Origin of the sequence: Thermococcus sp. (genome assembly GCF_027052235.1) — an archaeon.
Lineage (GTDB): Archaea > Methanobacteriota_B > Thermococci > Thermococcales > Thermococcaceae > Thermococcus.
In genome coordinates this window covers 1-24,885 of the sequence record NZ_JALUFF010000075.1, presented here as the reverse complement: position 1 = coordinate 24,885, position 24,885 = coordinate 1, and the positions used below count along the sequence as shown (strand labels likewise).

Sequence of the window (24,885 nt, the reverse complement as noted above, 5' to 3'; positions counted from 1 at the left end):
TCGGGGGTTCCGACCGCTATCACCTGCCCCTCGTTCATTATCGCCACCCTGTCGGCCAAAGCTTCGGCCTCCTCCATGTAGTGGGTTGCCAGCAGAACAGTTTTTCCCTCCTCTCTAAACTCCTTTATAAGCTCCCACAGCTCCCTTCTGGAGGGCACATCTAAGCCGGTTGAAGGCTCGTCGAGAACCAGTATTTTCGGGTCGTAGAGGAGGGCAACCGCGAGGTTCAGCCTCTTTTTGAAGCCGCCGCTCAGCTCCTTCGCCTTCTTCTTGGCCGGGAGCTTAAACCTCTCGATGAGCTCGTCCACCCTCTTTCCCGGGACGTCGTAGAGGTCGGCGTAGAACTCAAGGTTTTCCCTGACTGTAAGGTCGTCGTAGGCTAAACTCTCCTGGGGGGCGTAGCCGATGAGACGGGCAGTCTTCTTTGAGAGGGGTTCCCCAAAGACCCTTATCTCGCCCGAGTCATAGGAGAGTCCCTCTGCGAGGATCCTTATGAGCGTTGTTTTTCCGGCACCGTTGGGCCCGAGGAGTGCAAACACCTCACCCTCATCGACGTCGAGGTTTATTCCCCTGAGCGCAATGAAGTCACCGTAGCTCTTCCTCAGGCCCCTAACTTCAATGGCCCTCATCAACTTCACCACTATACACTACGCGCCCAAAGGATATAAAGCCCCGTGAAACTCTGGAATTCAGAACTGGCTGTAGAGTTCTCCAGCAATTTTCTTTCTTGGTTTTGAAAGGAGTATAACGTCCGAGACCCCGGTTATGCCGTGCTCTTCCCTTTTTATCATCCCCCCTCTTCTAAAAAAGACCCTCCCAATGGCGAGCAGTGATGCCGTATCCCAGGGTCTGAGCTCCATCTCCGTGACTTTCTCGAAGCCCGGAAGCCTGTAATACCCACGCCTCTCCATGCCCCGCTCAACGTCGTAGCCCTCGTAGAGCGAGATTATGGAGTAGCCTTCGCCTCTGGCCTCGACCCGAAACGGCTGATAAACCGAGCGGTAGAGGAAGCGGTAAATCCTGTCCGTCTCCTCGATGAAAAACCTTCCATCTTCACCGAGGACTAAGGCAACTCCGGCGAAGAGCCTAACCGCCTGAAACGGGTCGAAGTGAGGCATGCTGTGGCCGAAGAGAATGGCAACGTCATGCTTTTCGGCGAGTGATGGAAGCTCCAGGACGTCTCCGGTTATGACCTTGAGTTCTGGCTCTATTCCGGCAATTTTAAGCCAAGTGGTGACCTTTCTGACGTCCTCTTCCCTCATCTCCACGAGTGTTAGCTTTGATGCCGAAAGAGACTTAGCCGCGGCAGCTCCCGCTATACCGGTTCCGGCACAGAGGTCAAGGACGCTTGAGGCCTTCTCAAAGCCTCTAAAGAACTCCTCTATGGCGTGAAATCTCTCAACTGCTCTCTTATCACCCGGCTCCATCCACCACCTGAAGTGCCTGTAGAACTCCTCCAAATTCATTTCACCACCGTAAAAGTATGAAGGCAATTTAAAACGTTTGGCCTCGGCTAACCCTCTTCTCCTCACCGTTCAGCGTGGCTAACGCTCGTCATCGGCCGATGGGAGTTGTGCAAAGGTATTAAAAAGAATACGTGGAGTAAGGAAGGGGAATGACGAGCGTTTACCGGTCTGAGGGGTGATGAGACTGGCACTGGCCGACCCCAAAAAAGGAAAAGGCTCAGTAATCAACTTCGCCCTTCGCCCTGAGTTCCCTGTACATGCGCCAGCTGATTACCGGCTTCTTCGCAGCTAAAACGTCGTCAACCCTCCTAACGGCGGTGCTGTGGGGCGCACTCTTGACTATCTCAGGGTTGCTGTAGGCTTCCTCGCTTATCCTCTTGAGGGCCTCGACGTAGGCATCCAACTCTTCCCTGCTCACGGTCTCTGTTGGCTCTATCATCAAAGCCTCGTGCACTATCAGCGGGAAGTAAATCGTCGGAGCGTGCATTCCGAAGTCGAGGAGCCTCTTGGCAACGTCAAGGGCCTTGACTCCAGTCTCCTTTTTCATGGGTTCGGCTGAAAAGACCGTCTCGTGCTTCCTCAGTTCTTTGCCCGGCAACTCGTAGCCTCTCGTTCCCTTAAGCTTCTGGGTGATGTAGTTGGCGTTTAGGACAGCAACCTCGCTGACCTCTCTCAGGCCATCCCTGCCCATTATCTTGAGGTATGTCAAAGCCCTCACGAGAACCGCAAAGTTCCCGTAAAGTTCCTTCACCTTACCGATGCTCTTGGGCACGTCGTAGTCGAGGTAGTAGCGGTCGTTTTCCTCATCATAGCTAACGAGCGGAACGGGGAGGTAGTCCTTCAGGAAGGCCTTGACGCCGACGGGCCCGCTTCCAGGACCACCGCCACCATGGGGCGTTGAGAAGGTCTTGTGGAGGTTGAGGTGAACCACGTCAAAGCCCATATCACCTGGCCTGACCTTTCCAAGAACCGCATTGAGGTTCGCTCCGTCGTAGTAGAGCAAACCACCAGCCTTGTGGACTATTTTGGCTATCTCAAGAATCTCGTCCTCGAAGATTCCGAGGGTGTTCGGGTTGGTGAGCATTAGGCCAGCGGTTCTTTCACCGACAGCGTTCTCAAGGGCTTCAAGGTCAACGGTCCCGTTCTCGTTGGATGGTATCTCTATAACCTTGAAGCCCGCCATTGCTGCACTTGCCGGATTCGTCCCGTGCGCTGAATCCGGAACCAGCATCTCGTCCCTCTGGGTCTCTCCGCGGTCGAGGTGGTAGGCGCGGATTATCGAAACGCCGGTAAATTCTCCGTTCGCTCCGGCAGCCGGCTGGAGGGTGAAGCGGTCCATGCCAGTTATCTCCTTCAGCCATCCCTCCAGCTCCCACATTATCTTTAGTGCTCCCTGAACGGTCCTCTCGTCCTGGTAGGGATGGATGTAAGCCACGCCCGGGTGGGAGGCTATCTCCTCGTTTATCTTCGGGTTGTATTTCATGGTACATGATCCGAGCGGATAAATTCCGGAGTCAACGCCGTAGTTCATCTCGCTCAGCCTTGTATAGTGCTTGACTATTTCGGGCTCGCTCAGCTCAGGGAGGTCGAGCGGGCTTTTTCTCCTCAGCTTTTCGGGAATTTCAACCTCAACATCTTCAATCGGCTTTGGAAGGGTGTAACCAATCCTTCCGGAGCGTGAGAGCTCAAATATGAGTGGTTCGTCCCATTTGGCCTGGCGGAACATATCATTCACCTCCGGGTTTCACAACCTCAACCAAGCCAACATCAAAATCTCCGTTGAGCGTGACGATTTTCCTAATCCCAAACTTCAAAGCCGTCGCGAGGATTAGAGCATCGTTTGGAAGAAGCTTCTTCTCCTCAATGACTTTGTTGGCGATTTCCACGGTTTCATCATCAACCTCGAGTATTCTAAGGCCCTGCTCGAGACCCATTTCTATGAAGTTTGCGTAGAACGCCCGGTAGTACTCCAGCAGGCTTTCATCCCGTTTTAGCTCCCTTTTTACGTCGTAGGAGGAGTATCTGCCCTTCTTCTCCAGGTATTTGGCCACTATAAGCTGGTATGCGACCTCACTGAAGACTATCGGGTTTATCACCAGCTGATACTCCGCTCTGAGTTCCGTTAGTGCTTTTTTGACGGCCTCGTTGCCCCTGAGGAGCTTCACTATCACGTTGCTGTCAACGAGCACTCGCTCTCTCAAGGAGGTACTCATTGTAAGCTTCCTCCAGCTCTTTTAGGGCCACCGTGGACTTCACGATTCCAAAGCTCGCCTCTATGAAGTCCCTCTCAATTTCAATCCTAACCTTCTGGCCGTCCTTCAGCTTCAGTGGTCTCAGAGGCTTTATAACACCACCCTCGTACACGGCCTCAACGGGCATTAGGACACCTCCCTAAGGGCTTCAACCAGTCTATCAACCCACTCTTTCCTCGTCGTTTCAGTTGCTGAAAAGAGCGCCGTCTCGCCCAACTCAGGGAAGTGCTTTCCGAGGTAGTAGCCACCGTGTATGCCCACCTCAAGGAGCCTCTCGTGGATTATGCTGTAGGGAATCTCGAACTTAACGGGAACGTCTTTGAAGTAAAGGCCATCGAAGGGAATCTCACCGATCTCTGAGAGGCGCTTCCTGAGGTAGGCCGTGTTCTTGAGGATGATCTCCCCGAGTTCCTTCAGCCCTTTCGGCCCGAGCGTTGCGAGGTGGATGGCGGCTGCAACTGCAACGAGAGCCTCATTGGAACAGATGTTTGATGTGGCCTTAGCGCGCCTTATGTGTTGCTCCCTCGTCTGGAGGGTCATAACGAATGCCCTCTTTCCGTCTGCATCTTTGGTCATTCCAATTATCCTTCCCGGCATCTGTCTTATCAGCTTCCTGTCGTTCCTCACCGCGAAGACGCCCGCCCTCGGCCCGCCGAAGTTCATCGGGCTTCCGAGGTAAGATGCCTCACCAACGGCTATATCAGCGCCCAGCTCTCCCGGAGCCTCAAAGACCCCCAGCATCGTTGGGTCTGCTCCAACGACGAAGTAAGCCCCTGCCTCGTGGGCTATTTCTCCGATTTCTCTAACGTTCTCCTCAATGAGACCAAAGAAGTTGCTCATCTCGATGTAAACTCCAGCAGAATCCTTCACGTCCCCAGTAAGCTTTTCGAGGTCGAGCTGACCCTTCTCGTTCCAGGGAATCTCAACTATCTCAAGGCCCGCTCCTCTTGTATACGTCCTTATGACGGCTTTCTTCTCCGGGCTTAGTGCCTTCGGGATCAGGAAGCGCTTTCTCTTCCCCCTGTGAAGTCTGGCCGTCATTAAAGCGGCTTCCGCTATTGCCGTTCCCCAGTCGTACATGGAGGAGTTCACGATAGGGAGGCCGTAAAGCTCGGCCATCATGCTCTGGTACTCAAAGAGAGCCTGGAGCATTCCCTGGCTTATCTCGGGCTGGTAGGGGGTGTAAGCGGTCAGAAACTCGCTCCTCTCGATGATGTACTTTACATGGGCCGGGACGTAGTGGAAGTACGTTCCAGCCCCCAAAAAGCTCGGCATCTCAAGGACGGTCTTGTTTTTGCTCAAAACCCGGTTGAGCTCCGTGAAGACCTCGTATTCGCTCTTTCTCTCTGGAAGGTTGAACTCCTTAACCATTCCCTCCGGGACATCGGAGAAGAGTTCGTCGATTGAAGAAAAGCCGATTTCCCGGAGCATCTCTTCCTTTTGGGCAATGTTGGGGAGGTAGTGTTTGCCCATGCCTATCACCTTCTGAGCTTTAAGATGCTCATTGAAGTTTTGGCTAAGTGGGATATATGCTTTGTGCCAAGACAGGGCAGTTTTAAAAACCCTCACTTCAATTCTAAGCCCATGATGAGGGGCCCCAAATTCCTTGCAGTGGTTTTAGTACTTGCTCTACTCACTTTCTCCCCGGGGTGTGTAAATCAGACCGGCGGAAAATCCAGCACATCCACTACTACCCAGCAGGTCCAGTGGAAGCCCGACGGCCTCATAAATCCGGGCGAATACCGGGCGAACTTCTCCTCAGGAGACGGTACTTTCCAGGCATTCTTCCGCGTTGAGAACGGAACTCTCTTCGTCGGCATGAGGGCCAGAACTCACGGCTGGCTCGCGGTGGGCTTTGGGGGAAGCGGGGGAATGAAAAACACCGACATCGTCATAGCCTACGTCCTCCCGAACGGGACGGTCAGAATAAGTGACTCATACTCTACTGGCTTCGCGGGCCCGCACAATCCCGATACAGTCCTAGGCGGGAGTTTCGACATTATCTCATATGGAGGAAGGGAAGATGAGAACTGGACTGTGGTCGAGTTCTCCAGAAAACTCGATACCGGAGATAACTACGACTTTAAAATTCCGGCGGACGGGAGCTTCCGCGTCATCTGGGCCTACGGACTTGTCGATGACTTCCTCTCGATGCACGTCTCGGCCGGTTCAACTTTCGTGAGTCTCGGAGGTGGTTGAATGATCATAGCTTTTGACTTCGACGGGACTCTGGTTGACAGCTACTCCCCCATCGAGGAGGCCTTCAAAAGAACATTGGAGAGACGCTACCCCTGGCTTCCGGGAAAGACCCTCTGGGCGAAACTCCTAACCAGGATAGAACTTCAGTTCGAGAGACCGGCCTTCGGAAAGCACAGGAAGAAGTCAAAGCCACCATTCTTCCTCAGAACGAAGTTTTTTGAAACATGGTTCGAGGAGAGGGCGAGGCTGACGAAGCCGATAGACGACTCCCCGGAACTGCTGAGGAAGCTCAGGGAGCAAGGTCACATTGTTATCTCATTCTCGGCCGAGGACTTCATCGACGGCATGAAGGTCAAAAGAATGAAGATGGCCGGGCTCTACGACCTCTTTGACGAGGTGATAGTCTTCGGCCGGGAGCTTACCATAGACGAAGCCTTCAAACTAGTCCGCGAGAAGTACGGTGATGAAATCTTCATTTGGGTGGACGACAAGCCCTGGCGTTTCATCGGTCACGGCGATGAAAAAACCGAGTACGTCTGGTATTACTTCCCATTCACTGCAAAATTCGTCGAAAAGAACCGCGAGAGGCTCGCCCTAATCCCGCACCTGCACGTTATCATGGATTTGTGGAGCATCTTTGACGTCATCGAGAGGGTTAAACAAGAGCGTTCATCCTGAGTCAGCGTTGGTGTATTCGAGCGTGTCCTCCACGAACTCGTCGTAGGTCTCCCGGTCGACCTCTTCGAGCCTCAGCGTGAACTCCTTTCCCAAGGACCACCTTATTGCCACTAAACCCTTCGAGGTCTCGGCAACGACAAGGCCGAAGGGCAGGTCGCCGGCCCAGTGGTGCTTTGAAAAACCGACCTCAAATCCCCTCCTTTCGAGCTCCCGCAGTATCTCCTCGTACGTCCTGATGGGTCCGTGGGGGCTTCTCGCGAACCCAATATAGGGCATTCTTACTCACCACTGTTACCTCAATGGACGAATTTAAAACCTTTTCGGTTCCCCTAACAAAACTTAAAAGCCCCGGAGAGAACGTTAGCCCATGAAACCCAGACCCCTCCCCGGAAAGGCCCTGCTCCTTGGAAAGAACATCATCGTCGCAGACCTCCATCTGGGCTATGAGGTAGCTATGGCCAGGGAGGGCTTTTACCTCCCGAGGGTTTTCCACGAGACGGTTGGTAGGCTCACCGCCCTCATAGAGGGGCACAAACCCAAGAGACTGATTATAGACGGTGACCTGAAGCACTCCTTCATCCCCGAGTGGAGAGAGAGGGAGGAGCTGAGGGCGTTTGTTGAGAGAGTTAATCCGCTGGTTGACGAGATAGTCCTGGTGAGGGGAAACCACGACGTTGGGACGCTCTGGCTCAGGGAACTGGGGGTGGAGGTCGTTGATGAGCTTGACATCGGCCACTGGAAGCTCGTCCACGGCCATAAGCCCGTCGAGGGCGAGCGCTTCATCATAGGCCACGAGCACCCCGCGATAAGGCTACGGGATGAGGTTGGGGCCGTGGTTAAAGTCCCGGTCTTCCTGTTCGGGGAGAGGCTGATAGTTCTCCCGGCCTTCAGTCCCTGGGCCTACGGGAACGACGTTCTGAGGGAGGTAGTCTCGCCTTTCCTGAGACTCCTCAAGGAGGACTTCAGAGTAATCGTTCCCCTTGAGGGGGAGCTCCTCGACTTCGGCAGGCTGTCACTGCTCTCACGGGCACTGAGGGAGCTCTGACGAAAACTTTAAACCCCCGAGGCCTCCATTTATTTGGGTGGTTGAATGGGAGTGCTGGCAACCTTGGTCTTCTTCGCCTACGTCCCGGCCCTCGCCTTCCTCTGGTACTTCTACCATAAGGACAGGTATGAGCCCGAGCCAAAGCGCTACGTCATAGCCACGTTCCTGCTCGGCGCTACGCTCTCAGTGGCAATAGCCTACGTGCTTGAGGGCATCCTGACGGTCGGCGGGATAATTAAACCCATACTGCCGACGACAGCCTTCTACGTGGCCCTCGTTGCTGGACTCGTGGAGGAACCCTCCAAGGCCCTTGCCGTTAGGCTTCCCTTCAGGGCCGGACAGATGGACGGTATAATGGACGGCCTCGTTTACGGCGTCGCCGCTGGTCTCGGTTTCGCCGCAACAGAGAACTTTCTGTACGGCCTCGGCTGGGGTGTCGCCGTTACGGTAACGAGGGCTTTTCTGACTCCACTCGCCCACGCAACCTGGACGGCAATAATCGGCGTCGGCTACGGGTTGATGGCGGAGGGAAAGCCGGTTGCGCTGGGCAACTTCTATGCCCTGGCGATAACGCTCCACTTCTTCTGGGACTACTTCGCCTTCCTTAGTGCCACTGTTCCGGCCTACAACATAGTCCTGATATTCCTCCTCCTGCTGAACCTCGCGATACTCCGCTACTTCCTGCTGCTGGGCGAAGAGGAGGACAGGAGAAGGTTCTGGTACGGTTATTTCTTCAGGGGGTGATTGTCATGAAGGAATCAGGGAGGCTGAAGGAGGCCCTCTTCGAGTCCCGCCCCTACGTTGAATACTGGGACAGGCTGAAAGAAACCGTCGAGAACCTCTGGAAAGCTTCCAGGGACGAAGGAGAGTTCCTTGAGCTCCTTCAGAAAGAGATTGAGAAAGCCGACGAGCCCTTCAAGACGGATCTCAAAATTTTCCTCCAGAAGTTCGAGGCCCTTTAAACTTTTTATCCTCTCCAAATCTTCGTTTTTTGTAAACTACATCAAGTAGTTTGCTAAAAATGAAGAGAAAAAGTATTTAAACCTCCGACCGAAGTTTCTTTGCAATAATAGGAGGTAGTGAAATGAGAAGGATTTGGGCACTTCTCCTCGCTGGACTCGTCCTCTTTGCCAGCGGATGCATAGGGGACAGTGTGGGGCTCAACGAGGAAAAGGTCATGAAGGCCATAGAGAGCATCCATACGGGAACCTATCAGGAGAATGTCTCCATTACCATGAACCTTACCGATCCATCGAGTAATAAGACCGTTGATGTGCTCATGAAATTCAAGACAAGCGGTGCCTTCAACCTGAGCTCGGGCATAGAAGCGGGCAACTTCTCCCTCCTCATGGAGTACTTTGGCATGAACATCACAGCAAACTGGCCGTATTTCCTGAACGGCACCCAGGCATTTTTCAGAATCAAAGGGAAATGGTACAATGTCACCAATGCCGATATCGCCAACGAGAGCAGGGGATCCCTCAACATCGAGGCCATCAAGAGACTCCTGAACGTGAAAAACGTAACTATCAAGAAGCTCTCAGAGGGCTATTCCTTCAGGATTAACGTGACCTACTGGGAGCTCGTGAACATAACGAACAGGAGCGACTTAGTTCTGTCTCAGATGAAGATGAGGGACATCGAGAACGTGACGACCAAGGAGGGATGGGTCGAGGTTCACCTCACCAAGGAGGGCTACCCAGTTTACGTCGAGGAATACTTCAGGGTGGTGGTCAAAATAAAGACGTGGGACAGTGCTGTTCCAATCAACGTAACAATCCATGACGTTGTTGTCTTCAGGGACATAAACGGAAAAGTGGAAATAAAGGCTCCGGAGGGACTTGAGAAGGCACTTCCGCTGGAGGGTTCTATACTCTGATCAAGCCCCTCTCGTTGCCACTATTTTTATCCCCTTCCACTCGGCAACAACGTCGCCGATATTTACAGGCGCCTTTATAGTTATCCCCGCCAAAAACCTCATCAGCTCAGGTATCTTCTCCTTCGGCACCGGTTCAGCTGTTTTCACGCTCACAGTCGGCAGTGCCCCGTTCTCGACTGGAATGACCGTCATCACGACCCTCTTCGGGCTTATGACCTCCTGGATGGCCCACTCCTTACCGCGCGGGCATGTGTGCCCCCTGACCTCAAGAACTTTTCCGTCCTCGACTTCAACCTCAACGGAACAGCCGAGCGGGCAGACGATGCAGGTGAAGCGGTAGGTCTTTCTCATGGCCTCACCACCTCCACTGTGAGCTTCTCGGCGTTTCTGATTTCCCCTGCCTTCAGCCTGAGCCTTATCATCTCTGCCGGCTTGACGACCGGGAGCTTGAATCTCTTGCCCATCTCTGGAATCCTCAGCTCAACGTCTTCCATAGGTTTCGAAACGCGGAGGTAGAGGTAAACGTCCCTTTCACCGCTCAGGTAGTGGGGAACTACGAGGCGGACGTTTTCTCCTTTCTCGACCTTTATCCACTTCCTGCTTTCAATCCCGCCGTTCTCTATGAACTCTTTAGCTCCTTCAGCAGCCACTTCACCCTGCTCGGCAACATAATCAACGAGGTCGTTGATGACGAGTGAGTTTCCTGCAACGAATATTCCTGGAACGCTCGTCTCAAGCCTGTCGTTGACAACCGGGCCACCGGTTGAGGGGTCTATCTCCACACCAATCTTCTTCAGCTTCTTCACAGCGGGAACCAAACCCGCTGAGATCACGAGCGTGTCTGCCTTGATCCAGAACTCGCTTCCCGGGATTTCCTTCAGGTTCTCGTCGACCCTGACAACCTTAACGCGCTCCACCCTTCCCTTTCCCCTGACTTTCACTACCTTGTGGCTCAGGTAGAGCGGAATGTTGAAATCGCGGAGTATCATGACGTTCCTCGCCAGGCCACCGGGATAGGGCATGAGCTCTATCACTGCCTTCACCTTCGCCCCCTCAAGGGCAAAACGGCGGGCCATTATCAGGCCCACGTCGCCAGAACCGACTATGACTATCTCTTTTCCGGGCAGAACACCGTAGATATCCATGAGCGTCTGCGCCTCTCCGGCGGTGTAGATTCCCGAAACCCTATCGCCCACGATTCCAATCTCGAAGGCGTGCCTTTCGCGAGCTCCAGCCGCGTAGATTATCGCCTTCGCCCAGGCTCCATAGATCCCACTTGGAGACGTGAAGAGCACGAACTTTTCGAGGTCGGAGTAGTTCCTGATTTCGAGAACCCTCGCCGAGGTTCTGTATTCGACGCCGAGCTCAACGAGCCTCTTTGCCAAGCGGGAGGCGAACTCCGGCCCTGTAAGTTCCTCTTTGAAGTAGTGTATCCCAAAGCCCGGGTGGATGCACTGGGGTAGAATACCCCCGAGGTAGTCGTTCTCGTCGAGCAGGAGAACTTTCAAACCGAGCTCTTTTGCTTTTATTGCCGAGGCCATGCCAGCTGGCCCGCCCCCGATGACGACCACGTCGTAGCTCAGCATTGGAACCTCTGGGAAGGGCTTCATCATGCCTCATCCCCCCTCAGGAGGGCTTTCACATCGCCTATTCCAATCTCACTCCCCCTGCCCTTCAGCGTGACCTTCCACGGCTCTACACCGTATTCTCTCGCTAAAAGCTGGACTATCCTCGGCCTGCAGAAGCTCCCCTGACAGGTTCCGGTGGTGGCTTTCGTCCTGAACTTGACTGAATCGACGCTCGGCGTTTTAACACCTATGAACTTCATCCTCTCTATCGCCTCCAGTATATCCCCCTCGCTGACGCTGTTGCACCTGCAGACTATCTTTCCGTAGGCTGGGTTCTTCTTTACGAGCTCGTTTGCCTTCTCGGGTGGGAGCATGAAGAAGTGGGTTATCTCCCTCCTGTATGGGTTCCAGTTGGACTTCTCAACCAGCTTTATTCCAAGGTCGCGCTGGATTATCTCGGCGACCTCGTAGGCTATTGCTGGCGCACTTGTCAGGCCGGGCGAGCGTATTCCGGCGACGTTTATGAAGCCCCAGACCTCTTCTTCCGCCTTTATGATGAAGTCCCCGCCGGTCGGTTCTGGCCTTAAGCCGGCAAAGGTTCTTATCACCTTGCTCCTCGGAGGTAGCTGTGGCCAGAGCTTCTTTGCCCCTTCCCAGACCTGCTCAAGGCCCTCCTTTGTTGTGGCAAGGTTGTCCTTCTCTTCCGGCGGAAGATCCTGGGCGTTCGGCCCTATCATGAGGTGCCCGCTTATCTCGGTCGTAACGACGATTCCCTTGCTTACGGGAGTTGGCGTCGGGAAGAGGACCCTTCTCGGGCCGGGGACGTCGTCGTCAAATATCCAGTACTCGCCCTTCCTCGGGTGAATCTCGAAGTAGTCTATTCCCGCCATCCTCGCTATCTCGTCCGCGTAGAGGCCGGCTGCGTTGATTACCACATCTGCCTCTATGAAGCCGTTGTTGGTTTCAACCCCCCTGACCTCGCCGTTCTCGACCTTAATTCCCCTAACCTCGGTCTCAAGGTGCGTCTTCACTCCGTTCGCTACGGCATTTTCGACAAGCGCTATAACCGCCGGAATCGGCGCTATCTGGCCGACTATGGGGACCCAGAGTGCTCCAAGAGCTTCCCTCGTGAGGCCGGGCTCAAGGTGGAAGAGCTCGTTCCCCTCAACGATTCTCATCTCTGGCACGCCGTTCCTCCTCCCGCGCTCCAATAGCTTCTCCAGCTCGTCAAAGTCCTCCTCCTTGGTTGCCACTATTAAAGCTCCGTTCCAGACGTGGGCTATCTGGAGCTCTTTAACCCACTGGTGCCAGAGCCTGTTTCCCCTTATGCAGAGCCTCGCCCTCGTCGGGTACTTGTCCGGGTCGTCGTCGTAGCCACCGTGGATCAAAGCCGTGTTGGCCTTGCTCACGCCCCAGCCCACATCGGGGGCCCTCTCGATGAGGTGCACCTCTAGGTTCTCGTATTTGCTGAGAACCCGCGCTATGCTCGCGCCGCTTATTCCGGCGCCTATTATGGCGACCTTTGTCTTCATGACCACCACCCCAAACTAAGTATTGGAAAGGACTTTGCATGTTTTAAAGCTTTCTTTAACCTTTAGTTCGCCCTAATGGAGACGAGAGAACAGTTTAGGGCATAAGAAGGAAGGACGTGAGTGATCACTGGGGAAAGGGTCATCCCTGTACATCCACAACATCAGCCCCATTGGCCGAGGAGCGTGAAGTTTCCCTCGTGGAGCCAGTTGGCACCGTAAACGTTCGAAGGCCCCTTATCCTTACCTGAAATATGGCCTCCCAGAGGTTTGCCGTCGCCATTGACAACAAGGGTAACGTTCCACAGCTTCACGGTTTTAATAATGTGTGGGTCTTCGATTGTCCCGGCGTTGGATTCGTACTCAGCCCTAAGGAACAGGTAGAACTCGTAGCTATCGCCGAGTTTTCTGACCTCAGTCACGTTCCCACTTTCAAGTATCCATTGGAGGAAGTTTACGATATTAAGCTCCGGCCACGTGGTTCTTGTTATTACCGACCATTTGAAATCATCAGCGGAGCTGACCCAACGAAGGAGGATTTTTCCGTTCACATCTTTAATCCAGTAAACGGCGGAGCCGTTGGCGTAGTTCACGCAACCCTTTACTTCCTTAGCTTGAATTCCGAAGAAAGGAATCGGAAGTGACGTTCCATTAACGACCCAGCAGAAAGATTCATGGGCGCCCAAGCTAATTAGTATCTCGTTGACTGATGGGGCTTTCCTCCGACTGGGGTCTGAGTGGAGCTCCCCTTCAGAACTGCCGATTGGATTGATGTGCCTTGGTTCTTGTGATTATCCCCCTGCAGGACATATCCGAGTATTACGAGCATCAAGAACACGCTAAAAAGAACTATCTGCCTTTTCATACTTCCTCCCCACAGTTATACGCCCGGAAGTATGAAAATATGGGGATTGGGATAGTAACTCACTCCCCGACGACCTTGGCCCAGCCCATTGCCCTCTTCACCGCCTCCTTCCAGCCGTGGTAGAGCTTCTCCCTGGTTTTCCCGTCCATGGATGGCTCAAAGATTCTTTCGGCTCTCCATAAGTCCTCAATTTCTTTAACGTCTGTCCAGTAGCCTACCGCGAGTCCCGCTAAATAAGCCGCTCCGAGTGCCGTTGTTTCCTTAACGACTGGTCTGATGACCTTTCTGTTCAATATGTCCGCTTGGAACTGCATGAGGAAGTTGTTGGCTGTTGCTCCTCCATCGACGCGGAGCTCCTTTATTCCGACGAGCCTCTCCATCTCCTCTATCACGTCCCTCGTTAGGTAAGCTATCGCCTCAAGGGTTGCCCTCGCGAGGTGCTCCCTGCCAGTTCCGCGCGTTATGCCGATTATCAGTCCCCTTGCAAACTGATCCCAGTAAGGCGCTCCAAGGCCCACAAAGGCCGGCACGAAGTAGACCCCCTCGTTGCTCTCCAGCTTCCTCGCGAGCTCCTCCGTTTCTGAGGCGTGTTTGATTATCCTTATTCCGTCCCTGAGCCACTGGACTGCCGCTCCCGTTATGAAAATGCTTCCTTCAAGGGCGTAGGTGACTCTCCCGTTCAGGCCCCACGCGATGGTCGTGAGCAGATTGTCAGAGTAGCGGACGGTCTTTCCGGTGTTTGCAAGGATGAAGCTCCCTGTTCCATAGGTGGCCTTCACCATTCCGGCCTCGAAAGCGGCTTGCCCAAAGAGTGCAGCCTGCTGGTCTCCCGCGTCTCCGCTGACCGGGATTTCGGCACCCAGGAGTTCCCTCTTCGTGTAGCCGTAGACCTCGCTCGACTCCTTTACCTCAGGAAGAACGCCCTCTGGAATGTCGAAGAGCTCAAGTAGCTCGTCGTCCCACTCCAGCTTTTTGATGTTGAAGAGCATGGTTCTGGAAGCGTTTGAGTAGTCGGTTACGTGCTCACCGGTGAGGCGGTAGATGAGAAAGCTATCCACCGTCCCGAAGAGAACCTCGCCCCTCTCGGCTTTCTCCCTCAGACCGGGCACGTTGTCGAGTAACCACTTGAGTTTGCTCGCGGAAAAGTATGCATCGGGCACGAGGCCGGTCTTCTCCTTGATGAGGCTTCCGTATTCGCGCTTTATCTCTTCGACCATTTCAGCCGTTCTCCTGCACTGCCAGACTATCGCGTTGTAGAGCGGTCTTCCGCTCCTGTCCCAGACTATCGTCGTCTCGCGCTGGTTGGTAACCCCTATCGCCGCTATCTGACCCGGCTCAATCTTTGCCCTCTCAATGGCCGTCTTTATCGCCCTCAGCTGGGCTTCCCATATCTCCTCCGGGTCGTGCTCCACCCAGCCGGGTTTCGGATAGTGCTGGGGGAACTCGTACTGGCCGATGCCGTGTATGTTGCTCTCCCTGTCGAAGAGTATTGCCCTTGCCGAAGTCGTCCCCTCGTCGAGCGAGAGTATTAACCTCTCCATCTTCACCACCAAGAATTAAGAAGGGGCTCGGTCTCACCTTAAGCCCAGGGAGCGGAGGTAGTCTATCATCCTCTCGACGTCGTTGGCCATAACTCCGTCGAAGAGCCCGCCGAGCCTGACGAGGTTGTCGTTCTGGTAGTAGAGCTCCTCGTTGAGCGGCCAGAGGAGAACCTTTAAGCCAGCTTTCTTGACCATCTGAAGTGCCCCAACGGTCTTCTCGACGCCGAGGATGGCCAAAGCATCTATCGGCGCGTTGATTGACCAGGGCCTTATCCTGGGCATCAGCTCCGGCAGTTTTGCTATCGTCTCCTCGCGGTTGATGAGTATTCCTATCTTTGTTTCCGGGTCGAGCTTCCTGTATTTTTCGAGGGCATCGAGGTGGAAGGAGGAAACTATGACCCTCTCCGGGTTGTGAGCCCTTACTATCTCAGCAGTTCTCTCGACGGCATCTACATCCTTAATCTCGACGTTTATGATGGCCTCCTCCGGTAGGGCCTCGAAGACCTCCTCAAGCGTCGGTATCTTCTCTCCGTTTCCGAAGTCGAGCCCTTTGAGCTCCTCCAGCGTCATATCCTTTACCCTACCGCTCCCGTTGCTCGTCCTGTCAACGGTCTCGTCGTGGATTACAACGACTTCCCCGTCCTTCGTCAGCCAGACGTCTAGCTCAACCCCATCCGCTCCAGCCTCGATGGCCTTTTTGAAGGCCAGAATAGTGTTCTCCGGATATTTGGCCGAGTAGCCCCTGTGGCCCAGCACGAGAACCTTACCTTCCATGCAAACCACCGGTTTTAACTTCCCCCAGCTCAGTAAAAAACTTTTCTTAACCTCGAAGGGTCGTCGGAGATTACGGCATCGACGAAGGGGCGAAACCTCGGAGCCCACGAAAGCTCGTCCATCTCGTAGTTCCAGAGGTATATCCTAAGGCCCCTCTTCCTGAAGGTTCTCATGAGCGAGACCACTGCGTTGTAGCCGATGTAAGAAACCGCATCAATAGGCACGTGGAGGGAGTAGAGGCCCCTAAGATGGATTATCCAGCGGAGGGAGGAGTAGCCCACAATGGAAAAGCCCACCCTGCAGTCGGGGCACTCTCTAGCGAGGGCTTTTACTATGGCCGGGGTTTCAGATGAGAAGACAGTCCTCTCCAGCGTTTTCAGCCTCTCAGCTGTTTTCAGCAACTTTTCCATTGCTCCAGCCTCCTTGACGTCGGCGTTGAAGAAAGCCCCCCTGAACTCCCTGAAGAGCTCATCAACCCTTGGGATAAGCCTGCCCCTTGGATGCAGTCTCTTCAGTTCCAGCACAGTCAGCCCGTTGATGGTGTAAAAGTTCCCTCTGGAGAGAAAGCCCTCATCGTGGTGGACGACGAGTTTTCCATCTGCTGTGACCCTAACGTCGAACTCCACACCGTCGGCGTATCTTAAAGCTCTCCTGAAGGCAGGAATGGTGTTTTCAATGTTCCCCTTAAAGCCCCTGTGGCCAAGTATGAAAATTTTCTCACTGTCCATAGGTGTCATCTGTCCTACCGCCCAAAAATGGTCTGAAAACCCTTAAAAGCTTCCCCGCCCAAACTCTTATGCCATATAGACTATATAGTGGGGTGATTCCTGTGTCCAACGGTGAAAAGAAGTTTAAATGGAGCGTCATTCTGGGTCTTGCCCTTCTGGGCTTCAGCATGAGCACTGGCTGGGCGCTGAACAAGGGACTGACCTTCAAGCTCCTTGAGGCAAGGTATACCGAGGCCCCAACGGTCATCGGAACGGTTCTCGCTCTTCAGGGACTCATGGGCCTGATAGTCCCGCCCATAATGGGTTACTACAGCGACATCTACCGCTCAAGGCTTGGCAGGAGGGTACCCTTCATCCTCGCCGGGGGCATACTGGCTGGTCTTACGGCGATAGCACTCTACCTCGGTTACATAGCCGGCGTCTCCATGATGACCTTCGCGGTGTTGCTGGCGCTGTTTTACTTCTTCATGTACTCCTTCGTCGCACAGTACCGCTCCCTGATGCCCGATATAATCGAGAGCGGTGTCAGGGGTAAGGCGAGCGGTGTCATAACGCTCTTCGAGTGGATGGGCAACCTCGTGCTCTTCGGCTCGATAGCATTCCTCGCGGCGAGCGCCACCAAGGCAACGGGGATAAAAAACGGCATTGAGGCGATGATAAAGGCGGGTAACTTCTGGATTCCCTTCGCGCTCGTTGCGTTCTTCCTGGTATTCTCTGTCATCTACGTTGCCCTCAGAATAAGGGAGCCGAGGATAGAAGGCGAGCTTCCCGAGGAGGGCCTCTGGGACTACCTGAAGGCCATAGTCTCCGATAAGGACTTCCTAAACTTCTACATCGCCCAGATGCTCTGGTGGCTCAGCTTCGAGTTCGTCGCGGTGTTCCTCTTCGGAATCCTCGAATCGGTGCTCGGGACGAAGGAGGTTACCGCCCTCGGAAACGCCATAATGGCCCTCTTCAACGTCACCGTTCTGATAGGGGCAATAGTGGGTGGCCCGCTCTACGACAGGATAGGCAGGAGGAAGTCAATCCTCATCAGCGGGGTGATATTCCTGATACCTTTCCTGTTTGGCTGGTTTGTCTCCACGAGGGGCGAGATAACCACCCTTATAGCCGTCGCGGGAATAGGCTGGGGAGCACTCATGGCGACCTCGTGGCCCGTCATCGGCGACCTCCTCACCAAGTACAAGAAGGAGGCCTACAACGGTCGCTACTACGGCGTCTTCGAGGCAACGAAGTCCTTCCCCATACTCATAGCTGGAACGGTCGGTGGTTTCATAGTCCATCTCGCGGGCAACAACTACAAGGTTCTCTTCCCGGTCGGGGCGATATTCATAGCCATCTCGCTCCCGCTGATATGGGGCATGAAGCACCTCGACGTTGAGAGCAAACCTGCTGGGGAGTGATGGAGGTGGGCTGGCTCCTGTGGCTCCTTCTCTTTTTCGTTCTGCTATTCCTCGCCTTCGTCGCCTACAAGATGGTGAAGCCACCGCGCTTTATAGGAGACTGGACTCCTAAAGACCTTGGCTTCGACTACGAGGAGGTAACCTTTGAGAGCGGGGACGGGCTCAAGCTCAGTGGATGGTGGATAGACAACGGGAGCGAGAAGACGGTCATCCCCCTCCACGGCTACACGAGGAGCAGGTGGGACGACGTCTACATGAAGCCCGTCACCGAGTTCTTGCTGAAGGAGGGCTATAACGTCTTAACCTTCGACTTCCGCGCCCACGGGAAGAGCGAGGGAAACTACACGACGGTCGGCGACAGGGAGATAGAAGACGTTAGGGGGGCCGTTAAGTGGCTGGTCGAGAACCACCCGGAGAGTGCGAAGAGGATAGGGCTCGTTGGCTTCTCCATGGGCGCGGTGCTGACGATAAGGGCCCTAGCTGAGATAAACGGGGTCTGCTGCGGCGTCGCCGATTCGCCTCCAATAGACATGGACAAGACGGGGGCGAGGGGCCTGAAGTACTTTGCGAACCTCCCGGAGTGGCTCTATGCCTTCGTTAAGCCCTTCACGAAGCTCTTCAGCGGTGCAAGGGAGCTCAACGTAATGGACTACGCTGATAAGGTTAGAAAACCGCTCCTCCTGATACAGGGCGACAGCGACCCCCTCATCAAAGTGGAGGAGGTTAAGGCCTTCTACGAGAAAAACAGGGAAGTCAACCCGGACGTCGAACTCTGGGTCACTGATGCCCCCCACGTGAGGACGCTCAAGCTCCACCCTGAGGAATGGAAGGCTAGGGTCGGCGAGTTCTTCAGGAAATACCTCTGAGAAACCTTTTTACGCCCCTTCTACATTTTATCTCAGATGAAGAAGGCCGTTCCCATACTCGTGATTCTTGTCTTCGTATCTTCCTCATCCCTCTCCAGCCCTGCCTACCTTCCAGACCTCGATCATCTGGTAATCCTCGTCCATGACGTAAGCCCCGCTTACTACTCCCAGCTCAGGCAGCTGACGGAGATAATTGACTCCTACGGTCTGCAGAACGAGACGTACCTCTTTGTAATACCCAATCACGGTGGGGAGATGCCCATCAACCGCTACCCTGAATTTGTTTCATTCCTCCGGAACCTCAGCGCCGAGGGCTATCGCATCGGGCTTCACGGCTACGACCACTTGGGTAATGAGTTCGACTGCAACTCTAGTACAGCTGAGATAAAGCTTGAGCTCGGCCTTAGAACCCTTGAGGAGTCTTCCCTGCCCGAACCTCACTACTTTATAGCCCCTCGCTACTCCCTCTCTGGCAACGCCCTTCGGGTTCTTATAGCTAGAAACTTCACGGTTATAGGCCGGGATTTCCTGTATTCCCCCGGCGGAGAAGTCCCAATACTCAACAGGGAGTACACGTGGTATATGCCCTCCTTCCTTCTCCCATATCAACTGACCAGTGCCGAGGAGAGCTACCTGAACTGCCGTTGTACGTTCTTCCTCTCGATTCACCCGAAGGCCGTGAACAACGACGCCGGACTGGAGTTCTTGAGGGAGTTTTTAGCCTTCGCCGTGCATGATAAAAAGGGGGAGGAAGTGAGAGAAGGATAGGGTGGTGTCCAAGGTGGAGGAGTGGGATTTCCCGGGCAACGGCGGTCCCCTCGTTGTGAGGGCAGTATCGGATTTAGGCGGTGTTATGGCCCTTACCCCATCTGGACGGGAGAGGAGGCTTTTCTGCATCAGGGACGGCAGGGTTGAGTGGAGCAGGACCTACCGCTCCCTCAGGGGCCTCTGCGCCTCCCGCGAGAGAGTTGCCGTCCTAACTCCGGGTAGCCTTGAGGTTCTTGATGGGGGCAAAAGGGCCTTCACCGCAGAGGGAGGAGTTGATATGGCCTGCTCATCGGACATGGGCGTTATCTACATCTACAACCCGCTTGAGGAGACGCTTGGGATAGTCTCTGAGGGAGAATTTGTCAGGGATTTGGGTTTTCTCATTGAAGGCCCGGTGTTGCTTTCGTCCTCCCCGGACGGCAGGATTCCCGTGGGTCTCTCAAGGTTCGACCCCGGCCTCAACTTAATCTTCTTCAACCCCTTTGAGATGGACGTTGGGAAGGTCTTCCGTTTGCCACCTAGCTCCCGTCTGCTCCGTTTCTTCAGGCCCGTGGTGGCCAACGATTCAACTGTGGCTTTCTCCTACTCCTATTCCCAGAGCGGGAGGATGAGGGACGTTTTCGTCCTTTACAGGAAGGAGATTGACGTTTACCTTGAGGCCCCTTTCCCGAGAGGCTTTTCCTACGACCTGAGCGATGACGGCGAGCTGTTGGCCCTTGGCAAGAGAAAAGACGGCCTTTATCTCCTTAGGAGGGGCCGTCCGCTCTGGGGCTTTAGAGGTGATGTCAGAAAGGTTGCACTGGCAGGGAACAAAGTGGTGGCCGGGTGCAGGCTGGGTGAAAGGTTTGGAGAGCTCTGCATATTCGACGACACTGGCGCCATTGAACTGAAGACCGGCCCGTTGCTCAGCTTCTCCATATCAACTGATGGAAAGTTCCTCGGATACTCAACTCCCGGGGGAAGCGTAAGGCTTCTCCGCATCGGTTGAGGCCATGAACTTGGATGATATGCAAAGGAACACCGAAATGCGTAAAAAGGGCATAACCAAAACGTTGTTGGTGATTCCTGTGGACTTCGCGCTCTTCATGGAACGCTACGGCTACAGGCTCCTCCTTATAACTCTGGTCGGCGGACTCTTCGTGTTCCTCTTCGGCGGGTTGCTCTACAGCTTCCTCTGGGCTGGCTATGAGATGAACGAGGCCCTCTTCTTCATCGCTCTGCTCGTGGTCGCTTCCCTCGTGGCAGCTTACGCCGGAAGGTTCATGAACAGGGCTTTGACGCTGCTCGGGAGGGTGAGGTACCACTACGGGGCCAAGTTCCTTGAGGACGAGAGGAGAATCGAGAGGGAAAGGGAAAAGCTCCGCGAGGAGGGAGGTAAACTTTACTGAGCCTTTACTTTTTTCTTCTGAAAGCCTCGCCCTTTAGGGTGGGGTGCAGTAATTCTAAAACCCGCCCTTAAACAGGAAAGCGAAAAACATTTAAGCAATAATGCATACCATACACTAAGGGATTCACAATGAAGCCAGAATCACCAAGAATCAAAAGAACAAGACACGCAAAACACTTCATAACCTACCACTTCGTCTGGATACCAAAATACCGGAGGGACATCCTCACCGGAAAAGTCGCTGAAAGGCTCAAAGAAATGCTCAAAGAATACTCAGAAGAAATCGGGTGTGAAGTCATTGCACTCGAAGTAATGCCAGACCACGTTCACGTCTTCCTCCAAGCGAAACCCAACCTCTCACCAGCCCAAATAGTGAACCACTTGAAGGGTAAGACGGCAAGAAAACTCCTCCAAGAATTTCCAGAGTTGAGAAGCAAGACGACTCACGGGAGACTCTGGTCTCGTTCTTATTTTGTCGCCTCAGTTGGCTACATAACGGACGAGATTATCAAACACTACGTTGAAACCCAATGGGAGCGTGAGTTGAAACGAAGAGGAGCGTAACGCTCAAACTCCAGCCGAGCAAAGAACAGGAGGAAACTCTCTTCGAGTTAGCCGACATTGGGGCTAAAGTCTGGAACCGGGTAAACTACCTAAGGCGACAAGAATTCTTCAAAGAGCAAATCGTGGACTTCAACAAAACCGAAAAGATAGTTTACGAAGAGTTTAAAAAGGAAATCGGCTCTGCAACAGTCCAGCAAATTTGCAGGAAGAACGCTGAAGCCTGGCGTTCATTCTTCACTCTCATTAAAAAGAAAAAGGAAGGTGAACTGTCAGAAGACTTCAAACCAAAACCACCAAACTATCTCAAAAAAGACGGAAAGAGGAAACCCCTAATCGTCCTCAGAAACGACCAATACAAAATCAAAAACAATAAACTAATCCTCAAGGGCCTCGGAAAGTTCAAACGCCTTGAAGTCCAATTCAGGGGGAGAATACACCTCAAGGGCAAGCAGGGGAGACTGGAGATTCAATACAATCCCTCAAGGCGAAAGTGGTATGCGCACATCAGTTTCTCAGAAGTCACGGAAAAACTCGTCAAAAACGAGTGGGTCAAACTCCCAAGGCAACCCTTGGGGAACCTTTCGGCAGGGATAGATTTGGGAGTGAGCAACTTAATGGCTGTCTATGTGGAAAATGGTAAGAGTTTCTTAGTCAATGGAAGACCGTTGAAAGCCATTGACTTCTACTTCCAGAGGAAAATCGCCGTTTACCAGTCTAAGCTTAACAAGTCGGGAGCAAAAACGAGTAGAAAACTTAGAAGACTGCACGAGAAGGCTAAGCTTCAAGCTAAACATTACATTAACACGATAGTAAGACAAACTGTTGAAAGGCTCTACTGTCTTGGGGTTTCGAGGATTGTGGTAGGTTATCCCAAGGGGATTGCTAAAAAGCCGAATAAGGGTAAAAAGCAGAATTTCGTCCTCTCTCACGTTTGGCGGTTTAACACGGTGATTCAGCGACTCAGGGAAGTGGCCGAGGAGTATGGTATTAGCGTTGATGTCGTTGATGAGGCTTTCACTTCAAAAACTTGCCCCGTTTGTGGGAAGCCCCACGAAGGGGCTCGTTTTGTTCGGGGATTATTTAAGTGTCCCGAGACGGGGCTTGTATTCAATGCGGATTTAGTTGGTGCCTTTAATATTTTGAAGAAGGCTGTGAAAAAGATAACCCCGAACTTGGGTGGTCTTTACGCCCAAGGGAGGGGTAACGGGGGGAAGACCCTCCCCGAGGGGCTGAAAGCCCGTTTCGAATTGGGCTTTAGTGAAGCCCCTCGAACCTCTCCGCCTTTAGCGAGGGGTTAACTCGTTGGAACCCTCGCCCTTCAGGCCGGGGAGGAGGTCAGAGGTGCTCCAAAGGCCCTATCGCCGGCATCACCGAGCCCGGGGAGGATGTAGCCCCTGTCGTTCAGCTCCCTGTCAACCTTGGCAACGAAGATTTCGACCTCTGGAAAGGCCCTCTTTATCCTCTCTATCCCCTCTGGAGCGGCGAGAACACCCACGATAACGTATCGCTTGGCCCTTCCGTATCGCTTAACCTCCTCAAGAACCCTGATGAGCGTTGAGCCGGTGGCTATCATCGGGTCGGCTATTATTACCGTGTCCTCTGGCCTTATCTTCGGTATTTTGACGTAGTTCATCTCTATCTCGAACTTCGGCGCTTTTCCGCGCGAGGCCGAGACGATGCCAACCCGCGCATGGTCAAGAACCTTGATGAGGCCCTCCATAAGCGGTATCGCCGCGCGGAGGACGGTTATTATCACCACGTTACGCCTGTCCTTTACAATTACCCCCTCCGTCTCCTCAAGGGGTGTCTTAACGGGAACCCTTTCGACTTCCATTGTCTTCGTTATCTCGTAGGCCATGTAACGGCCGAGCTTTACGAGACCCTTTCTGAAGGCTATCGGCCCGGTTCTCTCGTCCCTCAGCCCCGTTAATATCTCCATAATGAAGGGGCTGTCCTCGAAGGAGTAAACACCATCCCATCTTTCGGCTTTCATGGTCTCACCGTCCAGCTTCTGCCGTGTGGGTTTATTAGACTTCCGGAAGTTAAAACGCTCCTTTCTTTTCTAGCTTTTTGGACTCCCTCTCGATTATCGCCCTCATCCAGCTTCCCCTCATGAACCACGCAAGCGCAAGGAGCGCTCCCACGAAGTTGCTAAGCCCCATGCCGAAGAATACCCCTTTGCTCGTCATCCCGAAGAGCTCGGCAAGGGGAAGCCTGAGGTAGAGCGTTTTCTGGAGGGGCGGTAGGGTAAAGGCCACCGCCAGAGCCGGAACGTAGCCGAAGAGGTAGCTCAGAGGTATCCTCAGCCCCCAGAGGCGGAGTATTCCTAAGAGCATAGTCTTTTTCGTGTGTCCAGCAGAGCTGAAGGTTCTGTTCACGACTATGAATATACCATTGAAGAAGGGAACAGAAACGAGGAAGTACTCAAGGACTATTTTGCTCTCGGCTATAACCGCGGGGTCGTTCAGGAAAACCCTGAAGATGGGCACGCGGAAGAGGCCTATTATCAGAACGGCCAGTCCGGCTATCGTGAAGTTCACCACCATCGTCCTCTCCGCTATCGCCTTGGCCCTTCCATACTTCCTCGCCCCAACGTTCTGGGCTATCATGGTTCCCATCGCCATGCTTATTCCCCTCGATATGCTCGTGAGGAAGTTGACGAGCCTCGTGGTTATGACGTAAGCTGCATAGGTTACATCCCCAAACCCCATGATTATCCTCGTGAGAACTACGAAGCCGAAGCTGTTCGCTGATTGTCCAACGCTCGCTGGCAGGCCAACCCTGAAGATTTTAGAGTAGAACCCAAGGTCGGGCTTTAGGTTCTCAACGCTCAGTCTGAGGCCTATCTTCCCTTTAAAGAGAATCCAGAGACCTATCGCCGAGCCGAGGGTGTTGGCTAAAATCGTCGCCAGCGCCGCGCCGGCAACGCCGAGCCTCGGGAATGGGCCGAGGCCGAAGATGAAAACCGGGTCGAGGACTATGTTGACGCTCACTGTGAGGAGGGTTATCTTCATAGGTGTTTTTGTGTCCCCCGCGGCCCTGCTAAGCGCCGAGAAGGCCATGTATGTGAAAGCGAAGGGAACGCCGAGAAAGATTATCGTCGCGTAGGTCTTCGCGTAGGGGTAGAGGGCGGGGGTTACCTTCATGAAGGCCAGCGCGTAGGGAAGTATCAGGAGGCTTAGAATTGCGGTGGCTGTTGCAAAGAAGAGCATGAGCGAGTACAGCGCTCCCGCGGAGCGGTTGGCCCTCTCGTATTCTCCGGCACCTATGTACTGCCCGACGAAGGCGAAGCCTGCCGTAACGAACCCCATACCGAGGGCCATCAGAGTCCCTATTATCGGCCACGTTACCCCCGGCGCGGAGAGGGCCTCCC

Annotated in this window: 27 protein-coding genes and 2 pseudogenes; 13 read left to right on the top strand and 16 right to left on the bottom strand. The window is 53.9% G+C overall.

Annotated elements, in window-relative coordinates; all coding sequences use genetic code 11:
- From MVC73_RS09825 to gcvPA, 6 genes and pseudogenes are all read right to left on the bottom strand, one after another.
- Positions 1–629, bottom strand: a pseudogene (locus MVC73_RS09825) (ABC transporter ATP-binding protein); the annotation flags it as partial.
- A 60-nt stretch (positions 630–689) separates the two neighbouring features.
- Complete coding sequence (locus MVC73_RS09820) at positions 690–1,466, bottom strand: methyltransferase domain-containing protein (protein ID WP_297510472.1); 777 nt, start codon at positions 1,464–1,466, stop codon at positions 690–692.
- Positions 1,467–1,683: 217 nt separating this feature from the next.
- Positions 1,684–3,192, bottom strand: coding sequence for an aminomethyl-transferring glycine dehydrogenase subunit GcvPB (gene gcvPB / locus MVC73_RS09815; RefSeq protein ID WP_297510470.1), 1,509 nt, complete (start codon positions 3,190–3,192; stop codon positions 1,684–1,686).
- Position 3,193: 1 nt separating this feature from the next.
- On the bottom strand, positions 3,194–3,655 hold the full coding sequence (locus MVC73_RS09810) for a type II toxin-antitoxin system VapC family toxin (protein WP_297510467.1): 462 nt from the start codon (positions 3,653–3,655) through the stop codon (positions 3,194–3,196).
- Positions 3,645–3,845, bottom strand: a complete 201-nt coding sequence (locus MVC73_RS09805; protein WP_297510464.1) for an antitoxin family protein — start codon at positions 3,843–3,845, stop codon at positions 3,645–3,647. Before MVC73_RS09805 ends, MVC73_RS09810 begins: the two co-directional genes overlap by 11 nt.
- A complete protein-coding gene (gcvPA, locus tag MVC73_RS09800; RefSeq protein WP_297510461.1) occupies positions 3,845–5,191 on the bottom strand; it encodes an aminomethyl-transferring glycine dehydrogenase subunit GcvPA in 1,347 nt (448 codons plus the stop codon). The genes MVC73_RS09805 and gcvPA overlap by 1 nt, the downstream gene beginning before the upstream one ends.
- 111 nt (positions 5,192–5,302) lie before the next feature.
- Here gcvPA and MVC73_RS09795 point away from each other — a divergent pair, with 111 nt between their 5' ends.
- Both MVC73_RS09795 and MVC73_RS09790 read left to right on the top strand, forming a co-directional pair.
- Positions 5,303–5,917, top strand: a complete 615-nt coding sequence (locus tag MVC73_RS09795) for a DOMON domain-containing protein (protein WP_297510459.1) — start codon at positions 5,303–5,305, stop codon at positions 5,915–5,917.
- Positions 5,918–6,595 carry an HAD family hydrolase gene (locus MVC73_RS09790; RefSeq protein ID WP_297510456.1) on the top strand — a complete coding sequence of 226 codons (678 nt, stop codon included), beginning with the start codon at positions 5,918–5,920 and terminating at the stop codon, positions 6,593–6,595.
- Here MVC73_RS09790 and MVC73_RS09785 read toward each other — a convergent pair.
- On the bottom strand, positions 6,587–6,871 hold the full coding sequence (locus MVC73_RS09785; protein ID WP_297510453.1) for a hypothetical protein: 285 nt from the start codon (positions 6,869–6,871) through the stop codon (positions 6,587–6,589). The genes MVC73_RS09790 and MVC73_RS09785 overlap by 9 nt on opposite strands.
- Before the next feature lie 91 nt (positions 6,872–6,962).
- On the opposite strand from MVC73_RS09785, the gene MVC73_RS09780 reads away from it, so the two are divergent.
- The 4 genes from MVC73_RS09780 to MVC73_RS09765 all read left to right on the top strand — a co-directional run bounded on the left by MVC73_RS09780 (position 6,963) and on the right by MVC73_RS09765 (position 9,519).
- Entirely contained in the window at positions 6,963–7,640 is a 678-nt protein-coding gene (locus MVC73_RS09780; RefSeq protein ID WP_297510450.1) for a metallophosphoesterase, read from the top strand.
- A 45-nt stretch (positions 7,641–7,685) separates the two neighbouring features.
- A complete protein-coding gene (locus tag MVC73_RS09775) occupies positions 7,686–8,384 on the top strand; it encodes a PrsW family glutamic-type intramembrane protease (protein WP_297510448.1) in 699 nt (232 codons plus the stop codon).
- Between the two features lie 5 nt (positions 8,385–8,389).
- Positions 8,390–8,602, top strand: coding sequence for a hypothetical protein (locus MVC73_RS09770; RefSeq protein WP_297510446.1), 213 nt, complete (start codon positions 8,390–8,392; stop codon positions 8,600–8,602).
- A 122-nt stretch (positions 8,603–8,724) separates the two neighbouring features.
- Positions 8,725–9,519 (top strand): hypothetical protein, encoded by a 795-nt coding sequence (locus tag MVC73_RS09765; protein ID WP_297510443.1) that lies wholly within the window; start codon positions 8,725–8,727, stop codon positions 9,517–9,519.
- Here the strand turns inward: MVC73_RS09765 and MVC73_RS09760 are convergent, their stop codons facing one another.
- From MVC73_RS09760 to MVC73_RS09730, 7 genes are all read right to left on the bottom strand, one after another.
- Complete coding sequence (locus MVC73_RS09760) at positions 9,520–9,870, bottom strand: DUF1667 domain-containing protein (RefSeq protein ID WP_297510440.1); 351 nt, start codon at positions 9,868–9,870, stop codon at positions 9,520–9,522. It abuts the gene before it with no gap.
- Complete coding sequence (locus MVC73_RS09755) at positions 9,867–11,129, bottom strand: NAD(P)/FAD-dependent oxidoreductase (protein ID WP_297510486.1); 1,263 nt, start codon at positions 11,127–11,129, stop codon at positions 9,867–9,869. The genes MVC73_RS09760 and MVC73_RS09755 overlap by 4 nt, the downstream gene beginning before the upstream one ends.
- Complete coding sequence (locus MVC73_RS09750; RefSeq protein WP_297510483.1) at positions 11,129–12,619, bottom strand: NAD(P)/FAD-dependent oxidoreductase; 1,491 nt, start codon at positions 12,617–12,619, stop codon at positions 11,129–11,131. The genes MVC73_RS09755 and MVC73_RS09750 overlap by 1 nt, the downstream gene beginning before the upstream one ends.
- A 161-nt stretch (positions 12,620–12,780) precedes the next feature.
- Positions 12,781–13,302: a hypothetical protein gene (locus tag MVC73_RS09745; protein ID WP_297510438.1), complete on the bottom strand. Its 522-nt coding sequence runs from the start codon at positions 13,300–13,302 to the stop codon at positions 12,781–12,783.
- A gap of 238 nt (positions 13,303–13,540) precedes the next feature.
- On the bottom strand, positions 13,541–15,022 hold the full coding sequence (gene glpK, locus MVC73_RS09740; protein WP_297510435.1) for a glycerol kinase GlpK: 1,482 nt from the start codon (positions 15,020–15,022) through the stop codon (positions 13,541–13,543).
- Between the two features lie 33 nt (positions 15,023–15,055).
- Positions 15,056–15,796, bottom strand: a complete 741-nt coding sequence (locus MVC73_RS09735) for a glycerophosphodiester phosphodiesterase family protein (RefSeq protein ID WP_297510480.1) — start codon at positions 15,794–15,796, stop codon at positions 15,056–15,058.
- A 29-nt stretch (positions 15,797–15,825) separates the two neighbouring features.
- Positions 15,826–16,533: a glycerophosphodiester phosphodiesterase family protein gene (locus tag MVC73_RS09730; protein WP_297510432.1), complete on the bottom strand. Its 708-nt coding sequence runs from the start codon at positions 16,531–16,533 to the stop codon at positions 15,826–15,828.
- A 92-nt stretch (positions 16,534–16,625) separates the two neighbouring features.
- Between MVC73_RS09730 and MVC73_RS09725 the strand changes: the two genes are divergently transcribed.
- The 7 genes and pseudogenes from MVC73_RS09725 to MVC73_RS09695 all read left to right on the top strand — a co-directional run.
- The gene (locus MVC73_RS09725) at positions 16,626–17,927 is read left to right on the top strand and encodes an MFS transporter (protein ID WP_297510430.1); all 1,302 of its coding nucleotides are present in this window, start codon (positions 16,626–16,628) and stop codon (positions 17,925–17,927) included.
- The gene (locus MVC73_RS09720; RefSeq protein WP_297510427.1) at positions 17,927–18,793 is read left to right on the top strand and encodes an alpha/beta fold hydrolase; all 867 of its coding nucleotides are present in this window, start codon (positions 17,927–17,929) and stop codon (positions 18,791–18,793) included. The genes MVC73_RS09725 and MVC73_RS09720 overlap by 1 nt, the downstream gene beginning before the upstream one ends.
- Positions 18,794–18,829: 36 nt before the next feature.
- Positions 18,830–19,561, top strand: a complete 732-nt coding sequence (locus MVC73_RS09715) for a DUF2334 domain-containing protein (protein ID WP_297510425.1) — start codon at positions 18,830–18,832, stop codon at positions 19,559–19,561.
- Positions 19,562–19,565: 4 nt separating this feature from the next.
- Positions 19,566–20,549: a hypothetical protein gene (locus MVC73_RS09710; RefSeq protein ID WP_297510422.1), complete on the top strand. Its 984-nt coding sequence runs from the start codon at positions 19,566–19,568 to the stop codon at positions 20,547–20,549.
- A 70-nt stretch (positions 20,550–20,619) separates the two neighbouring features.
- On the top strand, positions 20,620–20,949 hold the full coding sequence (locus tag MVC73_RS09705; RefSeq protein ID WP_297510419.1) for a hypothetical protein: 330 nt from the start codon (positions 20,620–20,622) through the stop codon (positions 20,947–20,949).
- A gap of 128 nt (positions 20,950–21,077) precedes the next feature.
- Positions 21,078–21,512 (top strand): IS200/IS605 family transposase, encoded by a 435-nt coding sequence (gene tnpA / locus MVC73_RS09700; RefSeq protein ID WP_297510416.1) that lies wholly within the window; start codon positions 21,078–21,080, stop codon positions 21,510–21,512.
- Positions 21,500–22,810, top strand: a pseudogene (locus MVC73_RS09695) (transposase); the annotation flags it as partial. The gene tnpA and the pseudogene MVC73_RS09695, both read left to right, overlap by 13 nt.
- A gap of 20 nt (positions 22,811–22,830) precedes the next feature.
- On the opposite strand, the gene upp reads toward MVC73_RS09695, so the two are convergent.
- Complete coding sequence (gene upp / locus MVC73_RS09690) at positions 22,831–23,505, bottom strand: uracil phosphoribosyltransferase (protein ID WP_297510413.1); 675 nt, start codon at positions 23,503–23,505, stop codon at positions 22,831–22,833.
- Positions 23,506–23,554: 49 nt separating this feature from the next.
- Positions 23,555–24,885, bottom strand: a 1,331-nt coding sequence (locus MVC73_RS09685; protein ID WP_297510410.1) for an MATE family efflux transporter, incomplete at its 5' end; no start/stop codon positions are given.